The sequence below is a fragment of the Geodermatophilus sp. SYSU D00697 genome, assembly GCF_054050175.1.
In genome coordinates this window covers 1-18,954 of the sequence record NZ_JBJGYV010000009.1, presented here as the reverse complement: position 1 = coordinate 18,954, position 18,954 = coordinate 1, and the positions used below count along the sequence as shown (strand labels likewise).

At 75.5% G+C, this 18,954-nt stretch carries 20 protein-coding genes; 13 read left to right on the top strand and 7 right to left on the bottom strand.

The window, feature by feature from the left end; all coding sequences use genetic code 11:
• Positions 1-57: 57 nt before the first annotated feature.
• Positions 58-423: a hypothetical protein gene (locus ACI79C_RS09920; protein WP_456945479.1), complete on the bottom strand. Its 366-nt coding sequence runs from the start codon at positions 421-423 to the stop codon at positions 58-60.
• Positions 424-639: 216 nt separating this feature from the next.
• Positions 640-930, bottom strand: a complete 291-nt coding sequence (locus ACI79C_RS09915) for a hypothetical protein (RefSeq protein WP_456945478.1) — start codon at positions 928-930, stop codon at positions 640-642.
• A 208-nt stretch (positions 931-1,138) separates the two neighbouring features.
• Between ACI79C_RS09915 and ACI79C_RS09910 the strand changes: the two genes are divergently transcribed.
• The 6 genes from ACI79C_RS09910 (at position 1,139) to ACI79C_RS09885 (ending at position 6,767) form a co-directional block, all read left to right on the top strand.
• Positions 1,139-1,507 carry an STAS domain-containing protein gene (locus tag ACI79C_RS09910; protein WP_456945477.1) on the top strand — a complete coding sequence of 123 codons (369 nt, stop codon included), beginning with the start codon at positions 1,139-1,141 and terminating at the stop codon, positions 1,505-1,507.
• Between the two features lie 249 nt (positions 1,508-1,756).
• A complete protein-coding gene (locus ACI79C_RS09905; RefSeq protein ID WP_456945476.1) occupies positions 1,757-2,548 on the top strand; it encodes an ABC transporter ATP-binding protein in 792 nt (263 codons plus the stop codon).
• On the top strand, positions 2,536-3,411 hold the full coding sequence (locus ACI79C_RS09900; protein ID WP_456945475.1) for an ABC transporter ATP-binding protein: 876 nt from the start codon (positions 2,536-2,538) through the stop codon (positions 3,409-3,411). The genes ACI79C_RS09905 and ACI79C_RS09900 overlap by 13 nt, the downstream gene beginning before the upstream one ends.
• Positions 3,408-4,298: a branched-chain amino acid ABC transporter permease gene (locus ACI79C_RS09895; protein ID WP_456945474.1), complete on the top strand. Its 891-nt coding sequence runs from the start codon at positions 3,408-3,410 to the stop codon at positions 4,296-4,298. The genes ACI79C_RS09900 and ACI79C_RS09895 overlap by 4 nt, the downstream gene beginning before the upstream one ends.
• Positions 4,291-5,523 (top strand): branched-chain amino acid ABC transporter permease, encoded by a 1,233-nt coding sequence (locus tag ACI79C_RS09890; RefSeq protein WP_456945473.1) that lies wholly within the window; start codon positions 4,291-4,293, stop codon positions 5,521-5,523. Before ACI79C_RS09895 ends, ACI79C_RS09890 begins: the two co-directional genes overlap by 8 nt.
• Positions 5,520-6,767 (top strand): ABC transporter substrate-binding protein, encoded by a 1,248-nt coding sequence (locus ACI79C_RS09885; protein WP_456945472.1) that lies wholly within the window; start codon positions 5,520-5,522, stop codon positions 6,765-6,767. The genes ACI79C_RS09890 and ACI79C_RS09885 overlap by 4 nt, the downstream gene beginning before the upstream one ends.
• A 79-nt stretch (positions 6,768-6,846) precedes the next feature.
• On the opposite strand, the gene ACI79C_RS09880 is transcribed toward ACI79C_RS09885, so the two are convergent.
• Positions 6,847-8,001 (bottom strand): MFS transporter, encoded by a 1,155-nt coding sequence (locus ACI79C_RS09880; protein WP_456945471.1) that lies wholly within the window; start codon positions 7,999-8,001, stop codon positions 6,847-6,849.
• 190 nt (positions 8,002-8,191) lie between these two features.
• Here ACI79C_RS09880 and ACI79C_RS09875 point away from each other — a divergent pair, with 190 nt between their 5' ends.
• Both ACI79C_RS09875 and fabG read left to right on the top strand, forming a co-directional pair.
• Complete coding sequence (locus ACI79C_RS09875; protein ID WP_456945470.1) at positions 8,192-9,403, top strand: acetyl-CoA C-acetyltransferase; 1,212 nt, start codon at positions 8,192-8,194, stop codon at positions 9,401-9,403.
• Between the two features lie 85 nt (positions 9,404-9,488).
• Complete coding sequence (gene fabG / locus ACI79C_RS09870) at positions 9,489-10,250, top strand: 3-oxoacyl-ACP reductase FabG (RefSeq protein WP_456945469.1); 762 nt, start codon at positions 9,489-9,491, stop codon at positions 10,248-10,250.
• 69 nt (positions 10,251-10,319) lie between these two features.
• Here the strand turns inward: fabG and ACI79C_RS09865 are convergent, their stop codons facing one another.
• The 3 genes from ACI79C_RS09865 to ACI79C_RS09855 form a co-directional block, all read right to left on the bottom strand.
• Positions 10,320-11,186, bottom strand: a complete 867-nt coding sequence (locus ACI79C_RS09865) for a DUF1206 domain-containing protein (protein WP_456945468.1) — start codon at positions 11,184-11,186, stop codon at positions 10,320-10,322.
• Positions 11,187-11,209: 23 nt separating this feature from the next.
• Positions 11,210-12,061 carry a DUF1206 domain-containing protein gene (locus ACI79C_RS09860; RefSeq protein ID WP_456945467.1) on the bottom strand — a complete coding sequence of 284 codons (852 nt, stop codon included), beginning with the start codon at positions 12,059-12,061 and terminating at the stop codon, positions 11,210-11,212.
• Between the two features lie 83 nt (positions 12,062-12,144).
• Positions 12,145-12,729, bottom strand: a complete 585-nt coding sequence (locus ACI79C_RS09855) for a helix-turn-helix domain-containing protein (protein ID WP_456945466.1) — start codon at positions 12,727-12,729, stop codon at positions 12,145-12,147.
• 81 nt (positions 12,730-12,810) lie between these two features.
• On the opposite strand from ACI79C_RS09855, the gene ACI79C_RS09850 reads away from it, so the two are divergent.
• Positions 12,811-13,827 carry an NAD(P)/FAD-dependent oxidoreductase gene (locus tag ACI79C_RS09850; protein WP_456945465.1) on the top strand — a complete coding sequence of 339 codons (1,017 nt, stop codon included), beginning with the start codon at positions 12,811-12,813 and terminating at the stop codon, positions 13,825-13,827.
• 196 nt (positions 13,828-14,023) lie between these two features.
• Here ACI79C_RS09850 and ACI79C_RS09845 read toward each other — a convergent pair whose 3' ends face one another.
• Positions 14,024-14,887, bottom strand: coding sequence for a DUF1206 domain-containing protein (locus ACI79C_RS09845; RefSeq protein ID WP_456945464.1), 864 nt, complete (start codon positions 14,885-14,887; stop codon positions 14,024-14,026).
• Positions 14,888-14,983: 96 nt separating this feature from the next.
• Between ACI79C_RS09845 and ACI79C_RS09840 the strand changes: the two genes are divergently transcribed.
• From ACI79C_RS09840 to ACI79C_RS09825, 4 genes are all read left to right on the top strand, one after another.
• Positions 14,984-15,610 carry a hypothetical protein gene (locus ACI79C_RS09840; protein WP_456945463.1) on the top strand — a complete coding sequence of 209 codons (627 nt, stop codon included), beginning with the start codon at positions 14,984-14,986 and terminating at the stop codon, positions 15,608-15,610.
• Between the two features lie 64 nt (positions 15,611-15,674).
• A complete protein-coding gene (locus ACI79C_RS09835; protein ID WP_456945462.1) occupies positions 15,675-17,300 on the top strand; it encodes an SIR2 family protein in 1,626 nt (541 codons plus the stop codon).
• Between the two features lie 67 nt (positions 17,301-17,367).
• On the top strand, positions 17,368-18,603 hold the full coding sequence (locus tag ACI79C_RS09830; RefSeq protein WP_456945461.1) for a cytochrome P450: 1,236 nt from the start codon (positions 17,368-17,370) through the stop codon (positions 18,601-18,603).
• Between the two features lie 104 nt (positions 18,604-18,707).
• A complete protein-coding gene (locus ACI79C_RS09825; protein WP_456945460.1) occupies positions 18,708-18,917 on the top strand; it encodes a hypothetical protein in 210 nt (69 codons plus the stop codon).
• Positions 18,918-18,954: the final 37 nt, after the last annotated feature.

The window sequence follows — 18,954 nt, the reverse complement described above, 5'->3', positions numbered from 1 at the left end:
GCCGAGGACGCTGTCGGCCCCTGGGCCGACAGCGCCTCCCTCGGTAGCGGGTCCTGCTCAGCTGCCCCAGCGCGGGATCGCCAGTGCGCCGGGGGCGTGGCCGTGCGTCGACGGTCGCCCGGTGCGGCCTCCCGGGACGCCGGTCGTCCGGACGGCGGCGGCGCCGGCCCAGCAGCGGTACAGCGACGACCACTGGTCGGCGGTGAGGTCGACCGCACGGGCGGTGGCCGGCAGGCCCGCCGAGCGCAGCCAGCGGACCCCCTCGGTGCCGGGCAGCTGCGAGCGCAGCACCGCGCCGAGCGCCGCGGTGGGCTTGGCGAGGACGGCGTGCGCCAGGCGGTCGAAGGCGCCCGCCTCGGTCTCGGGCAGGGCGGCGCGGGCGGCGGCCGGTGCGCCGTCGAGCGGGCGGTGTGGGCGTGACATGGCCGACCTCCAGGAGGAGGGCAGGGCTGCGGGCAGCCGGGAGAGAGGGCACGGGGGCGCCCGGTCGGTGCCGGGGCGCGGACGGCGGGGAGCAGGAGCTCGACCCGCGGGAGGGATCGCTCGACAGGCGCACTCAGGACCGCATGGGGACGACCGTAGGCACGGCGTCCCGCCGCGTCGACCGGTTTTCCGGGACGCCGGCCGGGGGGCTGGACCTCAGCTCTCCCGGCGCCCGGCCTTGCGCTGCTGGTGGGCCTCCCAGCGGGCGCGGTCACGGGCCCGCGCGTCCTTGGTCTTCTCCCAGTGGGCGGCACGGCGGCGGGAACGGGCCAGCTCCCGCTGTTCGAAGGAGGGGTGCCGGTCCCAGTCGGAGGCCAGCAGGGCCACGCCCCACACGCACAGGCCGAGGATCCCGATGAAGGCGGCGAGGATCGGATCCAGCAGCAGGAAGGCCGCGATCGTGACGGCCAGCCAGACCCCGCCCCACACCATCAGCCGCATGGACACGTCCCCAGTATCCCCAGGTCGCTGAACGTGTGCGGTCGCGAGCAGAACGTGGCCGCCGGGTCGGTGGGGCCTTGCTTCCCGGCGGCTGGGTCCCTACCGTCAGAGGCAAGCGGTTCAACAGTCAGCCGTCGCATCAGTGCCGGACTCCGCGCCGCACCCCGGACCGCCGGGGGCCTCGTTCGGGTTCGCTCTCTTCGAGAGGCGTACCGTGACCGCTACCCAACTCCCGCCAGGCGACCAGCTCGTGTCGATCGAGGTGGCCACCACCACCTCCGCCGTCCGCGTCACCGTCGCCGGTGAGGTCGACTCCTCCTCCGCTCCGTCCCTGCGCGCGTCCGTCGACGAGGCCTTCGCCGCGGGCGCCCACGAGATCACCATCGACCTCGACGCCGTGACCTTCCTGGACTCCGCCGGCCTGTGCGTGCTCGCCGGCGCCCACCGCCGCGCCGACGAGGCCGGCGTCCGGCTGCGCGTGCTGGCCTCGAACCGGGCCGTCATGCGCCCGCTGCAGATCACCGGCCTGTGGGAGCTGCTGGCCGTCGAGCAGGTCGAGCCCGGAGCGGGCAGCGCCGCCTGAGGCGTTCTGGCCGGTTGCCTCCCGGCCGTCCGCACCCCCCCGACGGCGACATGACACCCGGACGGGCGTCGCCACATCACCTCTAGATCACGGTCGCGGCCGCAACGGGGCGTCGCGACCCGTGGTCCCCCTACAGTGACCCGCCATGTGGTCCAGGTCACACTTCGCGGGCGTCGTCCGGCGGCTCGCTCGTCCGGCGTCGCCGATCGGCCGAGCCGTCCCGGGGAGGCCCGGGCGTCCGGGGCCGGCGTGCTGACCGTCGAGTCGCTGCGGGTCACGTACGGCGGCGCCGTGCAAGCCGTGCGGGGTGTGTCCATGGAGGTGCCCGACGGCGCCGTGGTCGCGGTCCTCGGCAGCAACGGGGCCGGGAAGAGCACCCTGCTGCGGACCATCTCCGGCACCCTGCGCCTGCACCGGGGCCGGGTCGACACCGGCACGGTCCGCTTCGAGGGAGCCGACCTGGCCAACCGCGACCCCGGGCAGATCGTGCGCCGGGGCGTGGTCCAGGTGCCCGAGGGGCGGCGGATCTTCGGCCGGCTCACCGTCGAGGAGAACCTGCGGGCCGGCGGGATGGGGAACCGGGACCGTGCGGCCAAGGCCGCGGCCCTGGCCCGCGTGCGGGACCTGTTCCCCGTCCTCCAGGAGCGCAGCGCCCAGCGGGCGGGCCTGCTCTCCGGCGGTGAGCAGCAGATGCTGGCCATCGGCCGAGCGCTCATGGCCAGCCCGAAGCTGCTGCTCCTCGACGAGCCGTCGCTCGGGCTCGCGCCCCGCGTCATCGGCCAGATCGGCGAGGTGATCGCCGAGATCAACCGGCAGGGGACGTCGGTCCTCCTGGTCGAGCAGAACGCCACGATGGCGCTCGGCGTGGCCGACCGGGCCTACGTGCTCGACGTCGGGAAGGTCTCCCTCTCCGGCGCGGCCGCCGAGCTCGCCCGCACCGACGAGGTGCAGCGGCTCTACCTCGGCTCCGGCGGCGAGGAGGCCCCCGAGCAGCGGGCCCGCAGGGCGCCGCGGCGCACCCTCTCGCGGTGGACGGCGTGACCGCGGCCGGCGTCGAGGGGGCCGCGACCCGGTCCGACGTCCCGCCCCTGGAGGTGGAGGGGGTCAGCGTCCGCTTCGGGGCCATCCGCGCGCTCCACGAGGTGTCCTTCACCGTCGTGCCCGGCGCCGTCCACGCCGTCATCGGCCCCAACGGCGCCGGCAAGTCGACGTTGTTCAACGTGCTGTCCGGGGTGTACCGGGCCGCCGAGGGTGAGGTCCGGTTCGGCGACGCGCGGCTGGACCGGATGCGTCCGTTCCAGATCGCCGGTGTCGGTGTGGCCCGCGCCTTCCAGAACATCGCCCTCTCCGGTGCGCAGACCGTCGCCGAGAACCTCATGCTCGGCCGGCACCACCTGACGAGGGCCGGGTTCCTCGCCTCGGGGCTGCGCCTGCCCCGCGCGACCCGCGAGGGACGGCTGCACGGGGCGCGGATCCGGGAGATCGCGGAGTTCCTCGACCTCGGCGACAAACTCGAGACCCCGGTCGGGGTGTTGTCCTACGGCGACCAGAAGCGGGTCGAGGTCGCCCGGGCCCTCTGCATCGAGCCGCGGTTGCTCCTCCTCGACGAGCCGGTCGCCGGCATGAACGCCGAGGAGACCGCCCGGATGGCCGAGGCGATCCGGGAGATCCGGTCGGCCCTGGGCATCTCGGTGGTCCTCGTCGAGCACGACATGGGGATGGTCATGTCGCTGGCCGACCGGGTCACCGTGCTCGACTTCGGCCGCCTCATCGCCGACGGCACGCCGGCCGAGGTGCAGCGCGACCGCGAGGTCATCCGCGCGTACCTGGGGTCCGGCGACGAGGACAGCCCCTCCGAGGCGGTCGCCCACCACCCGCACGAGGCCCCGGGGAGCCCGTCGTGACCCAGTTCCTGTCCCTGCTGCTCAACGGCATCTCGCTGGGCGCGATCTACGCGCTCATCGCGCTCGGCTTCGTGATCATCTTCAAGGCCAGCGAGGTGGTCAGCTTCACGCAGGGGTCGCTGCTGCTGCTCGGCGCCTACACGATCGCCCGGCTGGCCGAGCCCTTCGGCTTCCTCCTCGCCGCCCTCGCCGGGATCCTGGTGACGGCGCTGGCCGCGTTCCTCATCGAGCGGCTGGTCATCAACCGGCTCCGCGGTGCCCCGGTGATCAGCCTCGCCATCGTCACGATCGGCGTCGACATCATCCTGCTGACCGAGCTGATCCGCCGGATCGGCCCGGACATCCTCAACGTCCCGCACCCGTGGGGTGGCGAGTCGGTCCGGATCGGCGGCGTCGGCATCAGCCTGAACCGGCTGATCGCCATGGTCGTCGCCGGGGTGCTGATCGTCGTCTTCTTCGTCGCCTTCAAGTACTCGAGCTGGGGCGTGGCGATGCGGGCCTCGGCGGAGGACGGCGAGGCTGCCGCGCTGATGGGCATCCGGCAGGGCCGGGTCTCGGCGCTGGCGTGGATCGTCGCCGGCGTGCTGGCCGCGGTGGCCGCGCTCTTCCTGGTCGGTGCGCCCACCCCGGGGGTCAGCGCGGCGGTCTACACCGTGGCGCTCCGCGCCTTCCCGGCCGCGATCCTCGGCGGCCTGGACTCGACCGGCGGCGCCCTCGTCGGCGGGCTGCTCATCGGCATCGCCGAGGCCCTCGCCGCCGGCTACCAGGAGCAGCTGTCGTTCCTGGGCCGTGGCTTCGGCGAGGTCGTGCCCTACGTCGTGATGATCATCGTCCTGCTGGTCCGCCCGTCCGGGCTGTTCGGGACCAAGGAGCTGACCCGTGTCTGAACGGACCATCTCCGCCCCGCCCGGGACGCGCCGCGGTCCGGCGGGGCCGGCCGGGACCCGTCCGGGGCGCTCCCCGCGCCCGTGGCTGCGGCCGCTGCTGGTGGTCGCGCTGCTCGTCGTGCTCCTGGCGCTGCCGCTGTACGTGGAGGAGTTCTGGCTGCGCACCGGCTTCGCGGTCTTCGGGGCGATCGTGGGGGCGATCGGGCTGAACCTGCTGGTCGGCACCAGCGGGCAGCTGTCCCTGGCGCACGCGTTCTTCCTCGCCGTGGGGGCGGTCAGCTACACCTACGTCTCCGGGGAGTCCGGCGGCCTGGGCACCCGCGCCGCCCTGCGCGGGCTGGAGCTGCCGCCGGTCGTGGGCATGGTGGTGGGGGTCCTGCTCGCCGGCCTGGCCGGACTGCTGTTCAGCCCGGTGGCCGCGCGGCTGCGCGGGATCTACCTGGGGGTGGCCTCGCTCGGGTTGGTCTTCATCGGCGTCCACGTGCTCAACACCTGGACGCCGGTCACCGGCGGCTTCAACGGGCGCTCGGTCCCGGAGTTCTCGCTGTTCGGCTTCAGCTTCGGCAACGACGACCCGCAGCTGTTCGTGCTCGGCGTCCCGTTCCGGGAGGCCGAGCGGCTGTGGTACCTGGGGCTGGTCCTGGCACTGGCCGCCTACGTGTTCGCCCGCAACCTGCTGCGCAGCCGGCCCGGCCGGGCGCTGCAGACGCTGCGCGACAGCGAGGTGGCCGCGTCGGTGATGGGTGTCAACGTCCAGGCCTACAAGGCGCGGGTCTTCCTCGTCAGCTCGATGTACGCCGGGTTGTCCGGCGTGATGTACGCGTTGTCGATCGGCAGCATCGCCCCGGAGTCCTTCGGCCTGCTGGTGTCCATCCAGTACCTGGCCATGATCGTGCTCGGCGGGCTCGGCTCGGTCGGCGGCGCGGCCCTGGGCGCGGCCTTCGTGACCGCGCTGCCCCTGGTCTTCCAGCAGTTCGCCGACGTCCTGCCCCTGGTCAGCGCCCCGGGCCAGGGCGGGATCGCGGCCGGCGTCGCCGCCCGCTTCCTCTACGGCGCGGCGATCGTCCTCGTCATCCTCTTCGAGCCCGGCGGCCTGGCCGGGCTCGCCCACCGCTTCCGCCGCCGGGGTCGCGACCCCGGCGGCCGGACCGCGAGCCCCTCCCCGCGCTCGGCCGGGAGTCCCACCCCCCTTCCACCCGACCCACCAGGGAGCAGAAGCACATGAGAGCAGGTACGCGTCTGCGCGGGGCCGCCGTCCTGGCCACCGCGGTGGTCGTCGCCGCCGGTTGCAGCACCAAGGCCCCGGACAGCGGCGGCAGCGGCGGCGGGGGCGGGGGCGGGGGCGGGGGCGAGGTCACCACGGACGTCGGCATCGAGGGCACCACCATCCGGCTGGGCGTCCTCACCGACCTGACCGGCGTCTTCGCCGCGCTGGGCCAGGACATCACCAACGGCAACACCCTGTACTGGCAGGACAACCAGGTCTGCGGCACCTACAGCGTGGAGCTCGACGTCCAGGACACCGGGTACGTGCCCCAGACCGGAGTGCAGCTGTACAGCGGGATGAAGGACGACGTCCTCGCCATGCAGCAGACGATCGGCTCGCCGATCAACACCGCGCTTGCGCCGGAGTACGAGGCCGACCAGATCGTCAACTTCCCGTCGGCGTGGGCCAGGACGCTCACCGAGATCCCCGGGACCGGGGTCCTCGGTGCGACCTACGACGTCGAGATCGCCAACGGCTACCAGTACCTGTTCGACCAGGGCCTGCTGCAGGACGGCGCCACCGTCGGGCACATCTACTTCGAGGGCGAGTACGGGGAGAACGGTCTCGCCGGCAGCGAGGCGGTGGCCGAGGCGCGCAACCTCACGGTGATCCCCGCGCAGATCAAGTCCACCGACCAGGACATGTCCGCGCAGATCACCCAGTTCGCCGCGGCGGGTGTCGACGCGATCGTGCTGACCGTCGCGCCCGCGCAGACCGCCTCGGCGGCGGCGGTGGCCTCGGCCCAGGGGCTCAACGTGCCGATCCTGGGCAGCAACCCGGTCTTCGCGCCGGGCCTCCTGCAGGGCCCCTCGGCCCAGGCGCTGCGGGACAACCTGTACGTCGCCTCGCCGATCACCGCCTGGGACGCCCAGCCGGAGCTGCTGCAGCAGTACCAGCAGGCCTACCCGAACACCACGCCCAGCCTGGGCGCGATCTTCGGGTACGCCATGGGCGACGTGATGAACCAGGTGCTCGACGCCGCGTGCGAGAGCGGCGACCTGACCCGCGAGGGCGTGCTGGCCGCCTTCGGTGACCTCACCTCGATCGACACCGAGGGCCTGATCGTGCCGATCCAGGGCTTCGAGACGGGGGTGTCACCGAGCACGCAGAGCTTCATCCTCCGGCCGGCCGACGTCCCCGGCGGGGCCCAGGTCGTGCAGGAGGCCTTCGAGGGCGAGCTCGCCACCGAACTCGCCGGCTGACCGTGCCCTGACCGTGCCCTGACCCCGCACACCCGGCGCCCCCTCCTCCCCGGGAGGGGGCGCCGTCGTGCGTGTGGGGCTACAGGACGCCGCGCCGGGCGACGGGGACCAGCCGGACGGCGAGGAGCCCGGTGAGCAGCGCGGCGACCTCCAGCGGCACCTCGGGGGGTGCCGACCGGGCGGCCGTCGCCATGAGGAAGGGGGCAGCGAACCCCAGGTAGGCGCAGGCGAGGAAGACCGACGTGAGCTCGCCCCGTCGGGTGGGTGCGGCCAGGCGGCCGGTCACGGTGAGCCCGGCCGCGAGGCAGAGGCCGCCGCCGGACCCCAGCAGCGGTGCCGCGGCGACCAGCCACTCCCACCGGTCCGTGGCGACGAAGAGCGCGGCCGCGCCGAAGCCTGCCGCGCCGAGGCCCGCGCCGGTGACGGCGGTCCACGGGCCGAGGCGGCGCTGCAGGCCTGCGACCAGCGTCCCTGCGCCGAGCGTGACGCCGGCGAGGACCCCGGTGACCGCGACGCCTCCGGCGGGCAGCTCCCCGAGCAGCGGGACGGCCGAGATCAGCGACGACGGGAAGGCGTAGACGCAGACGGCCACCGGTGCGACCACGGTGACGGCGAGCGGGACGCTGCCCGGGGGCAGCAGTGGCGCGGCCGGGCCCCCGGCGGCCCGGTCCACGGCCCGGCCGACGTCGACCGTCTCGGGCAGCCGCACGGCCAGCACCAGCCCCCCGGCCACGAGCACCGCGTGGACGAGGTAGGGCAGCACGGTCGGCGCCGGGCCGAACGCGCCGAGCAGCCCGCTGGTGAGCGGCCCCAGGGAGAAGCCGGCCGTCATCGCGACCGCCGCCCGACGTCCACCCGCCGCCTCACCGGAGGCCGCGGACAGCTCCGCGACCCACGCGCTGCCCACGCTGAACACCGCCCCGCTGACCACGCCCTGCGCGAAGCGGGCGGCGAACAGCAGCGCGAGCGACTCGCCCGCCGCGGCGAAGGCCAGCGACGCCAGCCCCGAGAGCGCCACCCCGGGGACGGCGACCCGGCGCCGACCCAGCCGGTCGGAGAGCGGGCCGGCGAGGAACAGCGCGGGCACCAGACCAGCGGCGTAGCTGCCGAACAGCGCGGTCAGCACCTCCGCCGAGAGGCCGAGCCGTTCCTGGTAGACGAGCAGCAGCGGGGTCGGGACGTTCGTGCCCGCGGCGACCGCGAACAAGGTGAAGACCGCTCGCCTCCAGGGCACGGGGGCACCCTAGGGACTCCACGCGCCGCACGGCCTGGCCTCCGGAGGAGGCCGCTGCGCCGGGCAGCGCCCGGCAGGGGCAGACTCAGGGGCGCTGACGTGGCCTGACGGCCACCCCGGAGATCGCAGCGGGCTGCGGACCGGGGTGCCGAGCAGGTCCCGTGGACCCGGACTGACGAGGAGGACCCCCGTGCGAGATGCGGTCATCTGCGAGCCCCTGCGGACCCCGGTGGGCGGCTTCGGCGGCTCGCTGCGCGACGTACCCGTGCAGGAGCTGGCCGCGACGGTGATCCGCGCCGTCATGGAGCGCACCGGGCTGCCGCCGGAGTCGGTGGACGACGTCCTGCTGGGCCACTGCTACCCGACGATGGACGCCCCCGCGCTCGGCCGGGTGGCGGCGCTGGACGCCGGCCTCCCGGTGACCGCCTCCGGGCTGCAGATCGACCGCCGCTGCGGATCGGGCCTGCAGGCGGTCGTCTACGCCGCCATGCAGGTGCAGTCCGGTACCTCCGAGGTCGTCCTGGCCGGTGGCGCGGAGTCGATGAGCAACGCCCCCTTCTACACCACCGCCATGCGCTGGGGCGTCAAGGCCGGGCCTGGTGTGATGCTGCAGGACGGCCTGGCCCGCGGCCGGGTGACCGCCGGCGGCCAGAACCACCCGGTGCCCGGCGGCATGCTCGAGACGGCGGAGAACCTCCGCCGGGAGTACCGGATCGGCCGGGAGGAGCAGGACGAGTACGCCGTCCGCAGCCACCAGCGCGCCGCGGCCGCCACCGACGAGGGCCGGTTCGCCGACGAGATCGTCCCGGTGACCGTGAAGCAGCGGAAGGGCGAGACCGTCGTCGACCGCGACGAGCACATCCGCCCGGACTCCTCCGTCGAGACCCTCGCCAAGCTGCGGCCGATCCTCGGCAAGGACGACCCCGAGGCCACCGTCACCGCCGGGAACGCGAGCGGCCAGAACGACGGTGCCGCGATCTGCGTGGTGACCTCGCCGGAGAAGGCCGACGAGCTCGGCCTGCGCCCGCTGGCCCGGCTGGTCTCCTGGGGCGTGGGCGGCGTGCCGCCCAAGACGATGGGCATCGGCCCGGTGCCGGCGACGGCCAAGGCGCTGGACCTGGCCGGGGTCGCGCTCAAGGACGTCGATCTGATCGAGCTCAACGAGGCCTTCGCCAGCCAGGTGCTCGCGGTGACCCGCGAGTGGGGCTTCACGCCCAGCGACTTCGAGCGGATGAACGTCAACGGTTCGGGCATCTCGCTCGGCCACCCGGTGGGTGCCACCGGTGGCCGGATCCTGGCCACCCTCACCCGCGAGATGGCCCGCCGGGACGCCCGGTACGGCCTGGAGACCATGTGCATCGGCGGCGGGCAGGGCCTGGCCGCCCTCTTCGAGCGCGTCTGAGAGAGGCCCCCCTGCCCCCCGCCGCTCGCAGGCTCGCGGCGGGACCCTGCAGGGGGGGCCGCCCACGTTCCACAGGAGCTGCTGCATGCCCGAGTCCTCCGCCCGCGTCGCGATCGTCACCGGTGCCGCCCGCGGGATCGGCGCCGCCACCGCGCGCCGGCTGGCCACTGACGGCTTCGCGGTCGCTGTCCTCGACCTCCGCGAGGAGGACGCGCGCGGCACCGTGGCGGAGATCGAGTCCGCGGGTGGCCGGGCGCTGGCGGTGGGCGCCGACGTCGGTGACGCCGAGCAGGTGCGGGCGGCGGTCGACCGCGTCGCCGCCGAGCTGGGGCCACCGGTCGTCCTGGTCAACAACGCCGGCGTGACCCGCGACAACCTGCTGTTCAGGATGACCGACGCCGACTGGGACGTGGTCGTGCACGTGCACCTGCGCGGGTCGTTCCTCATGACCCGCGCGGTGCAGCAGTACATGGTCGAGGCCCGCTGGGGTCGGATCGTCAACCTGTCGAGCACGTCGGCCCTGGGCAACCGGGGGCAGGCCAACTACTCGACGGCCAAGGCCGGGCTGCAGGGCTTCACCAAGACCCTCGCCATCGAGCTCGGGAAGTTCGGCGTCACCGCGAACGCCGTCGCGCCCGGGTTCATCGTCACCGACATGACGCGGGCGACCGCCGCCCGCCTCGGTGCGGAGTGGGAGTCCTACGTGGCCGAGCGGGCCGCCGCGATCCCGGTCAACCGTGCGGGCCGGCCCGAGGACATCGCGCACACCGTGTCGTTCCTCGTCAGCGAGGGCGCCGGTTTCGTCTCCGGGCAGGTCCTCTACGTCGCGGGCGGCCCGCGCGCCTGAGGGCGGGCCTCGTGCCCCCGCGCCGCGCACGCTCCGCGGGGGACCCTGCACGAGGGCCGTACCCGCACGTCACTGCGACGGGTCGCGGTCGGGATAGCGGGCGCGGGCGAGGGCGTAGACGCCGAACAGGGCGAACCCCGCCGCCACGCCGGCGAGCAGCCACGGGCCACCGCGGACCGAGACGATCGCGGTCATGGCGCCGTCCAGGCCGGTGGCGGAGGAGACGTCCTGCGAGGTCGCCGCCCGCCACAGCAGGACCCCCGCCAGGCCGAAGGCGATCCCCTTGGCGACGTAGCCGACCCGGCCGGCGGCCTCGATCCACGGTTCCCAGCGGTCGGGGGCCGCGGGCAGGTCGACGTCCTTCATGAAGCCGCCGGTCAGGCCGCGGGTGACGGTGTAGAGCCCGACGGCGACCACGCCGGCGGCGGCGACGTGGACCAGGGTCACGCCGCCGGGGACGTCCAGCGCCTCGTCGGTGAGCTCGCGCAGCCGCTCGTCGGCCTCGTAGCCCGCGCCGACCGCGAACAGCACCGCGGTGCCCCCGAGGACGGCGTAGACCGCGGCCTTGGCCAGGCACTTCGCGCACACCACGGCCGTCCGCCGGCGGGCACCGGCGTCGAGCAGTCCGCGCCACCACAGCAGCACCTCGCCGGCCTGCCACAGCGCCAGGGCGACCAGACCCAGGCCGATGAGCCAGAGCAGCACCAGCCCGCCCGGGGTGCCGGCGACGGTCTGCAGCGCGCCGGTCTGGTCGGCGTCGGTGCGCCCGGCGCCGCGGGCCAGCTGCACCGCCAGCCAGCCGATGAGCAGGTGCACCGCGCCGTAGGCGACGAGCCCCGCCCGGGCCACCGCCTCCAGCACGGGGTGGTCGGTGACCCCGCGGGCGGACTCCACCGCCCGGTGCACGCGGTCGAGGAGCGAGCGGGCGGCGGGCACCGCTCGATCGTGGGGGACGCGGCTCAGGTGCGCTCGGGATAGCGGGCGCGGACGAGGCAGAACGCCCCGAAGGCGGCGATGCCGACCGCCACCAGCGTGAGCAGCCACTGGCCGAAGGGTGCGTCGAGGACGGTCCGCAGGGCGCCGTCGAGCCCGCTGGCCTTCGACGGGTCGAAGGTGACCGCCGCGTAGACCAGCAGTGCGCCCACCAGGCCCAGAGCCACCCCCTTGGCCGGGAAGCCGACCAGGCCCAGCTTCTCGACCAGCGACCGGGTCTTCGGTGGGGCCTGGCCGAGGTCGATCTGCTTGAGGAAGCGCTTGGAGACGCCCTTGTAGACGTGGTAGGCGCCGACGCCGATGACCACCAGCCCGACGATGCCGACCAGCCACCGGCCACCGGGCCAGCCGAAGACGCCGGCGGTCTGCTGCTGTTGCTGCGCGGAGCTGGACTGCCCGCCGCCGGTGGCGAAGCGCAGCGCCAGCACCGCCAGGGCCAGGTAGACGACCGCCTTGGCGACCGACTTGACGGTCTTCTGCACCGCCTTCTTCCGGGCGTCCCCGGAGCCGGAGAGTCCGCTGCGCCAGCGCAGCACCTCCGCGGCCTGCCACACCGCCAGCGCGATCATCCCCAGGGCGATGATCCACAGCAGCGGCTTGCCGACGGGTGACTCCGCGACGGTGGTCAGGGCGCCGGACTGGTCGGCCTGCTGGCCGCCCCCGCCCCAGGCCAGCTGCAGCGCCAGCCAGGCGAGCAGGAGGTGGACCACGCCGTAGGCGATCAGCCCGACCCGGGCCAGGTGCTCCAGTGCCTCGCTGTTGCCGGCCCGGTCTGCCGCACCCGCGGCCGAGCCGACGGTCCCGCGTCCGCTGTTCATCGTCGGCTCCCTCCCGTCGTCCCACGGTGTGGGAACGACCAGCGTGGCACAGGTGGAGCCGTACCGCCGGTCGAGGACGCAGGTCAGGCCTCCGGAGCCCGCGGGCGGGCACGGAGATGGGCCCGCTCACCCTGCCGGCCGAAGAGGCTGAGGAACTCCACCGGCTCGGGGCCGGCGGCGCCGAACCAGTGGGGGACGCGGGTGTCGAACTCGGCGGCCTCGCCCGGTGCGAGCACCAGGTCGTGCTCGCCGAGGACGACCCGCAGCCGGCCGTCGAGGACGTAGAGCCACTCGTAGCCCTCGTGGGTCTTGAGGTCGGGTTGGTTGCGGCCGGGTGGGACCACCAGCTTGTACGCCTGGATGCCACCGGCCCGGCGGCTCAGCGGCAGCATCGTCATGCCGTCGCGGGTGACCGGGCGCAGGTGGACGCGCGGGTCTCCGGTGGGCGGGGCGTCGACGAGTTCGTCGAGGGTGACGCCGTGCGCGCGGGCCAGGGGGAGCAGCAGCTCGAGGGTCGGGCGGCGGGCGCCGGACTCCAGCCGGGACAGGGTGCTCACCGAGATGCCGGTCGCTGCCGACAGGTCGGTCAGCGTCGTCTCCCGCTGCCGGCGCAGCGCCCGCAGCCGGGGGCCGACCGAGTCGAGGGCCTGGTCGAGGTCGTCGTCCACACCATCAGTTTGCCATTTCGGCAAGGACGTTTGCCAGATTGGTCGATCGGCTCGCACAGTCGTCCGCAGGAGGTGGTCGAGGTGACCGGTCAGGTGGAGCAGACCTGCGACGTGGTGGTGGTGGGCGGCGGGGCCGCGGGGTTGAACGCGGCGCTGGTGCTGGCGCGGGCGCGCCGGGCGGTGGTGGTGGTCGACGCGGGCGCGCCGCGCAACGCGCCGGCCGACGGCGTGCACGGGCTGCTGGCGCGGGACGGCGTCCCGCCGGCCGAGCTGCTGGAACGGGGCCGGGCGGAGGTCCGGGGCTACGGCGGGTCCGTGGTGAGCGGCGAGGTCGCCACCGTGGCCCGCGGGGACGGCGGCTTCGCGGTGACGCTGGCCGACGGGCGGGCCTTCCGCGCCCGCCGGCTGCTGCTGGCCACCGGGCTGGTCGACGAGCTGCCGGACGTGCCCGGCGTGCGGGAACGGTGGGGCCGCGACGTGTTGCACTGCCCCTACTGCCACGGCTGGGAGGTCCGGGACCGCGCCATCGGCGTCCTCGCGTCGGGGCCGATGTCGGTGCACCAGGCGCTGCTGTTCCGGCAGTGGAGCGCCGACGTCACCTACTTCAGCGCCGCACTGCCCCCGACCGACGAGCAGGCCGAGCAGCTCGCAGCCCGCGGGATCCCCGTGGTGGACGGCGAGGTGGCGGCTCTCGAGGTCGTCGAGGACCGTCTCGTCGGAGTGCGGCTGGTCGACGGGCGGGTGGTCGGCCGGGACGCGGTGGTGGTCGGGCCGCGGATGCGGGCGCGCGTCGGCTTCCTGGCCGAACTGGGGCTGCGGGCGGAGGGGCACCCGTCGGGGATGGGCGAGCACGTCCCCGTCGACGCGACCGGCCGCACCGCGGTGCCCGGGGTGTGGGCGGCGGGCAACGTCACCGACCTGTCCGCCCAAGTCGGCGCTGCCGCCGCGGCGGGCGCGGCGGCCGCCGCCCAGATCAACGCCGACCTGGTCGCCGAGGAGACCCGGGAGGCGGTCGCTGCCCGTCGGGACCCGTTCTCGGCCGCGTCCGAGGCCCGGCTCTGCGCGCTGGTGGGCGGCGACCGGCGCCACGGCCTCTGAGGACGGCGCGGCCGCGCCCGGCTCCGGGGCTGTCAGCCGACGGTGTCCATGGGCCGGCTTCCGCGCCCCCGGTCCGCCCCTCGCTCGTTCCTCGCTGCGTTGCCCTGGGGGCTGTCAGCCGACGGTGTCCATGGGCCGGCTTCCGCGCCCCCGGTCCGCTCCTCGCTCGTTCCTCGCTGCGATGCCCTGGGGGCTGTCAGCCGACCGGGTGCCGGGCGCGGGCCAGGCAGTACACCGCGAACGAGGCCAGCCCGACCGCCAGGACCGTCAGCACCCAGGCGCCGTACGGCTCGGCGGCGACGGTGCGCAGGGCGCCGTCGAGGCCGGTGGCCCGCTGCGGGTCGAAGGTGGCCGCCGCCCAGCCGACCACCGCGCCGACCAGCACGAACGCCACCCCCTTGAGCACGAAGCCGGCCTGGCTGAACCGGTGCGTGAGCGTGCAGAGGGCGGGGGAGACGGTGGTGAGGTCGATCTCGCCGAGGAAGTCCGAGCGCAGTCCCTTGCGGACCTGGTAGACGCCGATCCCGATGACGACCAGGCCGACGGCGACGACGAGGGGCTGACCGCCGGGCCACGAGAGGACGCCGCGCACCACCCTGGCGCCCTCCGCCGGTCGTTGCCCGTCCCCGAGCGCCGTGCGGGCCGCCGAGACGGCGAGGAAGCCGTACACGACCGCCGTGCCCAGGGTCTTGCCGAGCTGGGCCAGGACTGCCCTGCGTTCCGGGCCCGGGGGCGGCGCTGTGCGGTGGTGCCGCAGCACCTCCACGGCCTGCCACGCGCACAGCCCCGCCAGGCCGGCGGCGAGGGTCCACAGCAGCACCCGCCCGGCCGGTGTCTGGGCGAGCAGGGCCAGCGCGCCGTTCTGGTCGACGGCGTCCCCCCTGCCGCGCGAGTGCCCGGCGTGCCAGGCCAGCTGCAGCGCCAGCCAGGCGACGAGCAGGTGGACCACCGCGTAGCCCACCAGGCCCACCCGGGCGACCTGATCGAGGACGGTGCTGCGCGCCGCCCGGTGCACCACCGGGACGGCGTCCCCGTCCGCCTGCCCTGCCTCGACCGCCACGCCGCCCCCGTCCCGTCGACTCCGCAGCGTGACACGGTTCGCGCGCTGCTGCCGGGACGCCGCGGTCGCCCGCGGCCGGTGAGGGACACTGGCACCGTGGCGAACGGCGCATCGGTACTGACGGCGGAGCGAACGACCCCCGGGGAGGCCCGCCGCTCCTGGCCGCGGTGGCTCGCCGGTGGGCTGGCCCTGCTCGCCGTGGCCGTCGTCGCGGTCTTCTGGGACGCCGCCGGGGCGCGGTTGCTGCTCGCCGTGGCCGGGGTGCTGGCCGCCGTCCGCGGCGGAGCGCTGCTCGCCCGCAGCCGGTCGCGCGGACCGGCCGCCGTCGCGGTCGCCGGCGGACTCGCGGCGCCGGCAGTGGCGCTGGTGTCGCCGTCCGCTGCCGGCTGGGTGCTGCTGGTCGGCGTCCCGACCGGGCTGCTGGCCGGCGCGCTGGCGCTGCTGCGCCGCGGCGGCGCGGTGCGGCGCAGCGGCCAGGCGGCGCTGGTGTGGTGGGTCCTGGTGACCGGCCTCCTGGTGGTCACCGGGGTGGTCACGGGGTGGAGCCGGGCGGCCGACGGCGCCACCGTCGTGGCCGCTCTCGCGGTCGGCCTGCTGGGCGTGTTCCTGCTCGTCGGCGCGGCCAACCTGCGCACCCTCGCCTCCCGTCCGCCGGCACCGGTCCGGCCCGCGGCCTGCGCCGGCTGTGCCTGCGGCGCCGGCGGCTGCGGCGCGCTCGGCTGACGTCGGGGGCGACAGCCCGGACCCGTTCCGGTTACCGGGCGCTCGGGACGGGAACCCCCGTTGCGTGAGCGGACACGTCTTCGTCGTGGGCGCCGACCTGCGCCGTCTGGTCTGCGACGACGTCCTCGTGCCGACCGACCGGTCGCTGCGCGTGACCGCGGAGTGGCGTGAGCTGCTGCCCGCGGAGCTGGTCACCGCCGAGGACGGGGAGGGCGTCTGCCTGGACCTGCGGTGGGACGGCGACGAGCGGGTGCTCGAGGTGCCCGGCGCCGCGGACCGGCGGTTGTGGCTGGTCGACACCGTCGACGGCGCCGACCGCGCGGCCGACAACGACGACACCCTGCCGTGGCTGCTCGACGGCGCCCGGGAGGCACTGGCCGCCGTCGCCCGCCGGGAGGTCGCCGAGCCGGTGCACGGCCGGGCCCGCCGGCTGGTGGCGCTGCCGCCCCTGGGCACCGGGTGGGGGGGTGCCGCCGGACGCCGCGGCGAGCTGCTCCAGCAGCTGCTGCCCGTGCTGCACGAGGCGGCCACCGAGCACGGCTTCGACGTCGCGCTGGTGCTGCGCGGGCCCAGCGACCTCGCTGCCGCACAGCGGGTGCGGAGGGGCGAGGACGGCGGCTGGGACCTCCCCGACCACCTGCGCGAGCTGGCCGAGGGCCTGGGCGAGCGGGCCCGCCGCGGGCAGCTGGCCGCCTTCATCGGCGCCGGGGTCAGCGCCGCGGCCGGCCTGCCGACCTGGGAGCAGCTGCTCGACGAGCTGGCCGAGCGCTCCGGGCTGGACGACGCGCTGCGCGCGGGGCTGGCCCAGCTGCCGGCCCAGGACAGCGCCGCGCTGCTGGCCCGGGAGCTGGGCCGCGCGCAACTGGAGGGCTTCGTCAAGGAGCGGTTCGGGCCGGGCCACTACGCGCTCGCCCACGCGCTCATCGCCGACCTGCCCGTGCAGGAGTTCGTCACCACCAACTACGACCCGCTGGTCGAGACCGCCGCCGGGGACATCGGCCGGGAGCTGTCGGTGCTGCCCTTCGACGACGCCCGCCCCGGCCGGCCCTGGTTGCTCAAGCTGCACGGCGACGCCGCCCACCCCGAGAGCGTGGTGCTGACCCGCGAGGAGTACCTGCAGTTCGGCGACTCGCGGGCCGCGCTGGCCGGGGTGCTGCACTCGCTGCTGCTGACCCGGCACGTGCTCTTCGTCGGGACCTCGATGCAGGACGACGACCTGATCCGCATCGCCCACCAGGTGCGCAGCGCGGTCCAGGCCCCCGGGGCGACCGCGCGCCAGCGCAGCGGCACGGTGCTCGCCCTCCGCGAGGACCCGGCGCGGGCCCGGCTGTGGGAGCGGGACGTCGAGACCGTCGCGATGTCACCGGCCGACAGCCCGCCCGCCGAGGCGGCCCGCCTGCTGGAGGTCGTGCTCGACCTGCTCGGCTGTCTGTCCACGCCGCCCACCGGCTACCTGCTCGACCCGGCCTACCGCGGGATGCTCGACGAGGAGGAGCAGGCGCTGGCCGAGGCCCTCGCGCACGTCGAGCGGGTGATGCCCGAGGAGCCCAGCAGCTCGGCCGCCGGGGAGGTGAGTGCGCTGCTGCGCCGGCTGGGTTCCCGGGCCGGCGCGACCGGTGAGGCCGCGCCGCCCGCCGACGAGGCCACCGACCAGCGGGACGACCGGGTCCAGGAGCAGCGCCCCGGCTGACGGAGGGCCCCGCTGCAGGGGCCGGCCGGGCCGTGTGAGCCGGAGCCGGGCTGGGCACGCGCAGGACATGCACCGGCCCCGCTTCGAGAACGGCGTCCTCCTCCTGGCCAAGGGCTACGCCTGGCTGCCCGACAAGCGGCGGGCGCTGGGCCGGCGCACGGTGCCCAGCCGGCTCGGGGGGCTGCCCGCGTTCGGCATCGAGGGCCCCGAGGCGGCCCGGTTCCTCTACGACGAGGACCACGTCCGCCGCGCACACGCCATCCCGGAGCCGGTGCAGGCCACCCTGTTCGGCAAGGGCGCGGTACACACCCTCGACGGGCACCAGCACCGGGTGCGCAAGGCGATGTTCGTCGCCCTGCTGATGAACCGCGACCGCGTCGCCGCGCTCGTCGACCGGGCCACCGCGGCCTGGGACGCCGCGGTGCCGCGCTGGACCGGGCAGGACTCCGTCGTGCTCTTCGACGAGGCGCGGGGAGTGCTGACCCGCGCCGTCTGCGACTGGGCCGGCGTCCCGCTGGCCGACGACGAGGTGCCCGGCGTGGCCCGCGACCTCACCGCCATGGTCGACGGCTTCGCCACCGGGGGGCCGCGGCACTGGCGCGCCCGGCGGTCCCGCGGGCGGCAGGAGGCCCGGCTCGGTCGGCTCGTGGAGCAGGTGCGCCGCGGCGGGACGACGGTGCCCACGGGCTCGGTGGTCGACGTCGTCGCGAGCCACCGGGACGCCGACGGCGAGCAGCTGGATGCGCACGTGGCCGCCGTCGAGCTGCTCAACGTCATCCGCCCCACCGTCGCCATCAGCTGGTTCCTGGCCTTCTCCGGGCACGCCCTGGTCCGGTGGCCGCAGTACCGGGAGCGGCTGGCCTCCGGCGACCCGGCGTTCGCGGAGGCGTGGGCGCACGAGGTCCGCCGCTTCTACCCCTTCGCGCCGTTCATCGGCGGCCGGGCCCCGCGCGAGGTGGAGTGGGACGGCGAGCGGATCCCGCGCAACGCGATGGTGCTGCTCGACCTCTACGGGCAGGACCACGACGCCGACCTGTGGGGCGACCCCTACGTCTTCCGGCCCGAGCGCTTCCTCGGCCGGGAGATCGGCGCCTTCGAGCTGGTGCCCCAGGGGGCGGGGGACCCGCGCACCAACCACCGCTGCCCCGGCGAGCAGGTCACCGTCGCCGTGCTGGCGGCGCTGGCGGTCCGGCTGGCGCGGCTGCAGGTCGACGTCCCCGAGCAGGACCTCACCATCTCGCTGCGCCGGATCCCGGCGATCCCCGCCTCGGGCGTCGTGCTCCGGGTCCGGGGGACGCCGTGACCGCAGCCGGGTGGTCGCGCTCCGCAGCGGGCACGCCGCGGGCGGTGCCGGGGGTCAGGAGCCCGTGGTCAGATCAGGGCCGGGTCGGGCTGGGGGAGGCGCGGATGTGCAGGGTGTGGGCAGCAGCGGTGGGCGTCGTCGGGCTGGTGACCCTGGTCGGTGGCGTGCTCTGGGCCGAGCTGGACATGGCCTCCATGGGCGGCCCGGCGCTGGTCGGGATCGGTGCGCTGCTGCTGGTCGCCGCGGCCACGCTGTGCGGCGTCCGGGAGGGCCTCGACGTGCTCTCCCGGCACCGCCACGCCGGCCACCCCTGAGCTGACCCGACCGCGGGCCCGGCAGCCGATCCGGCTG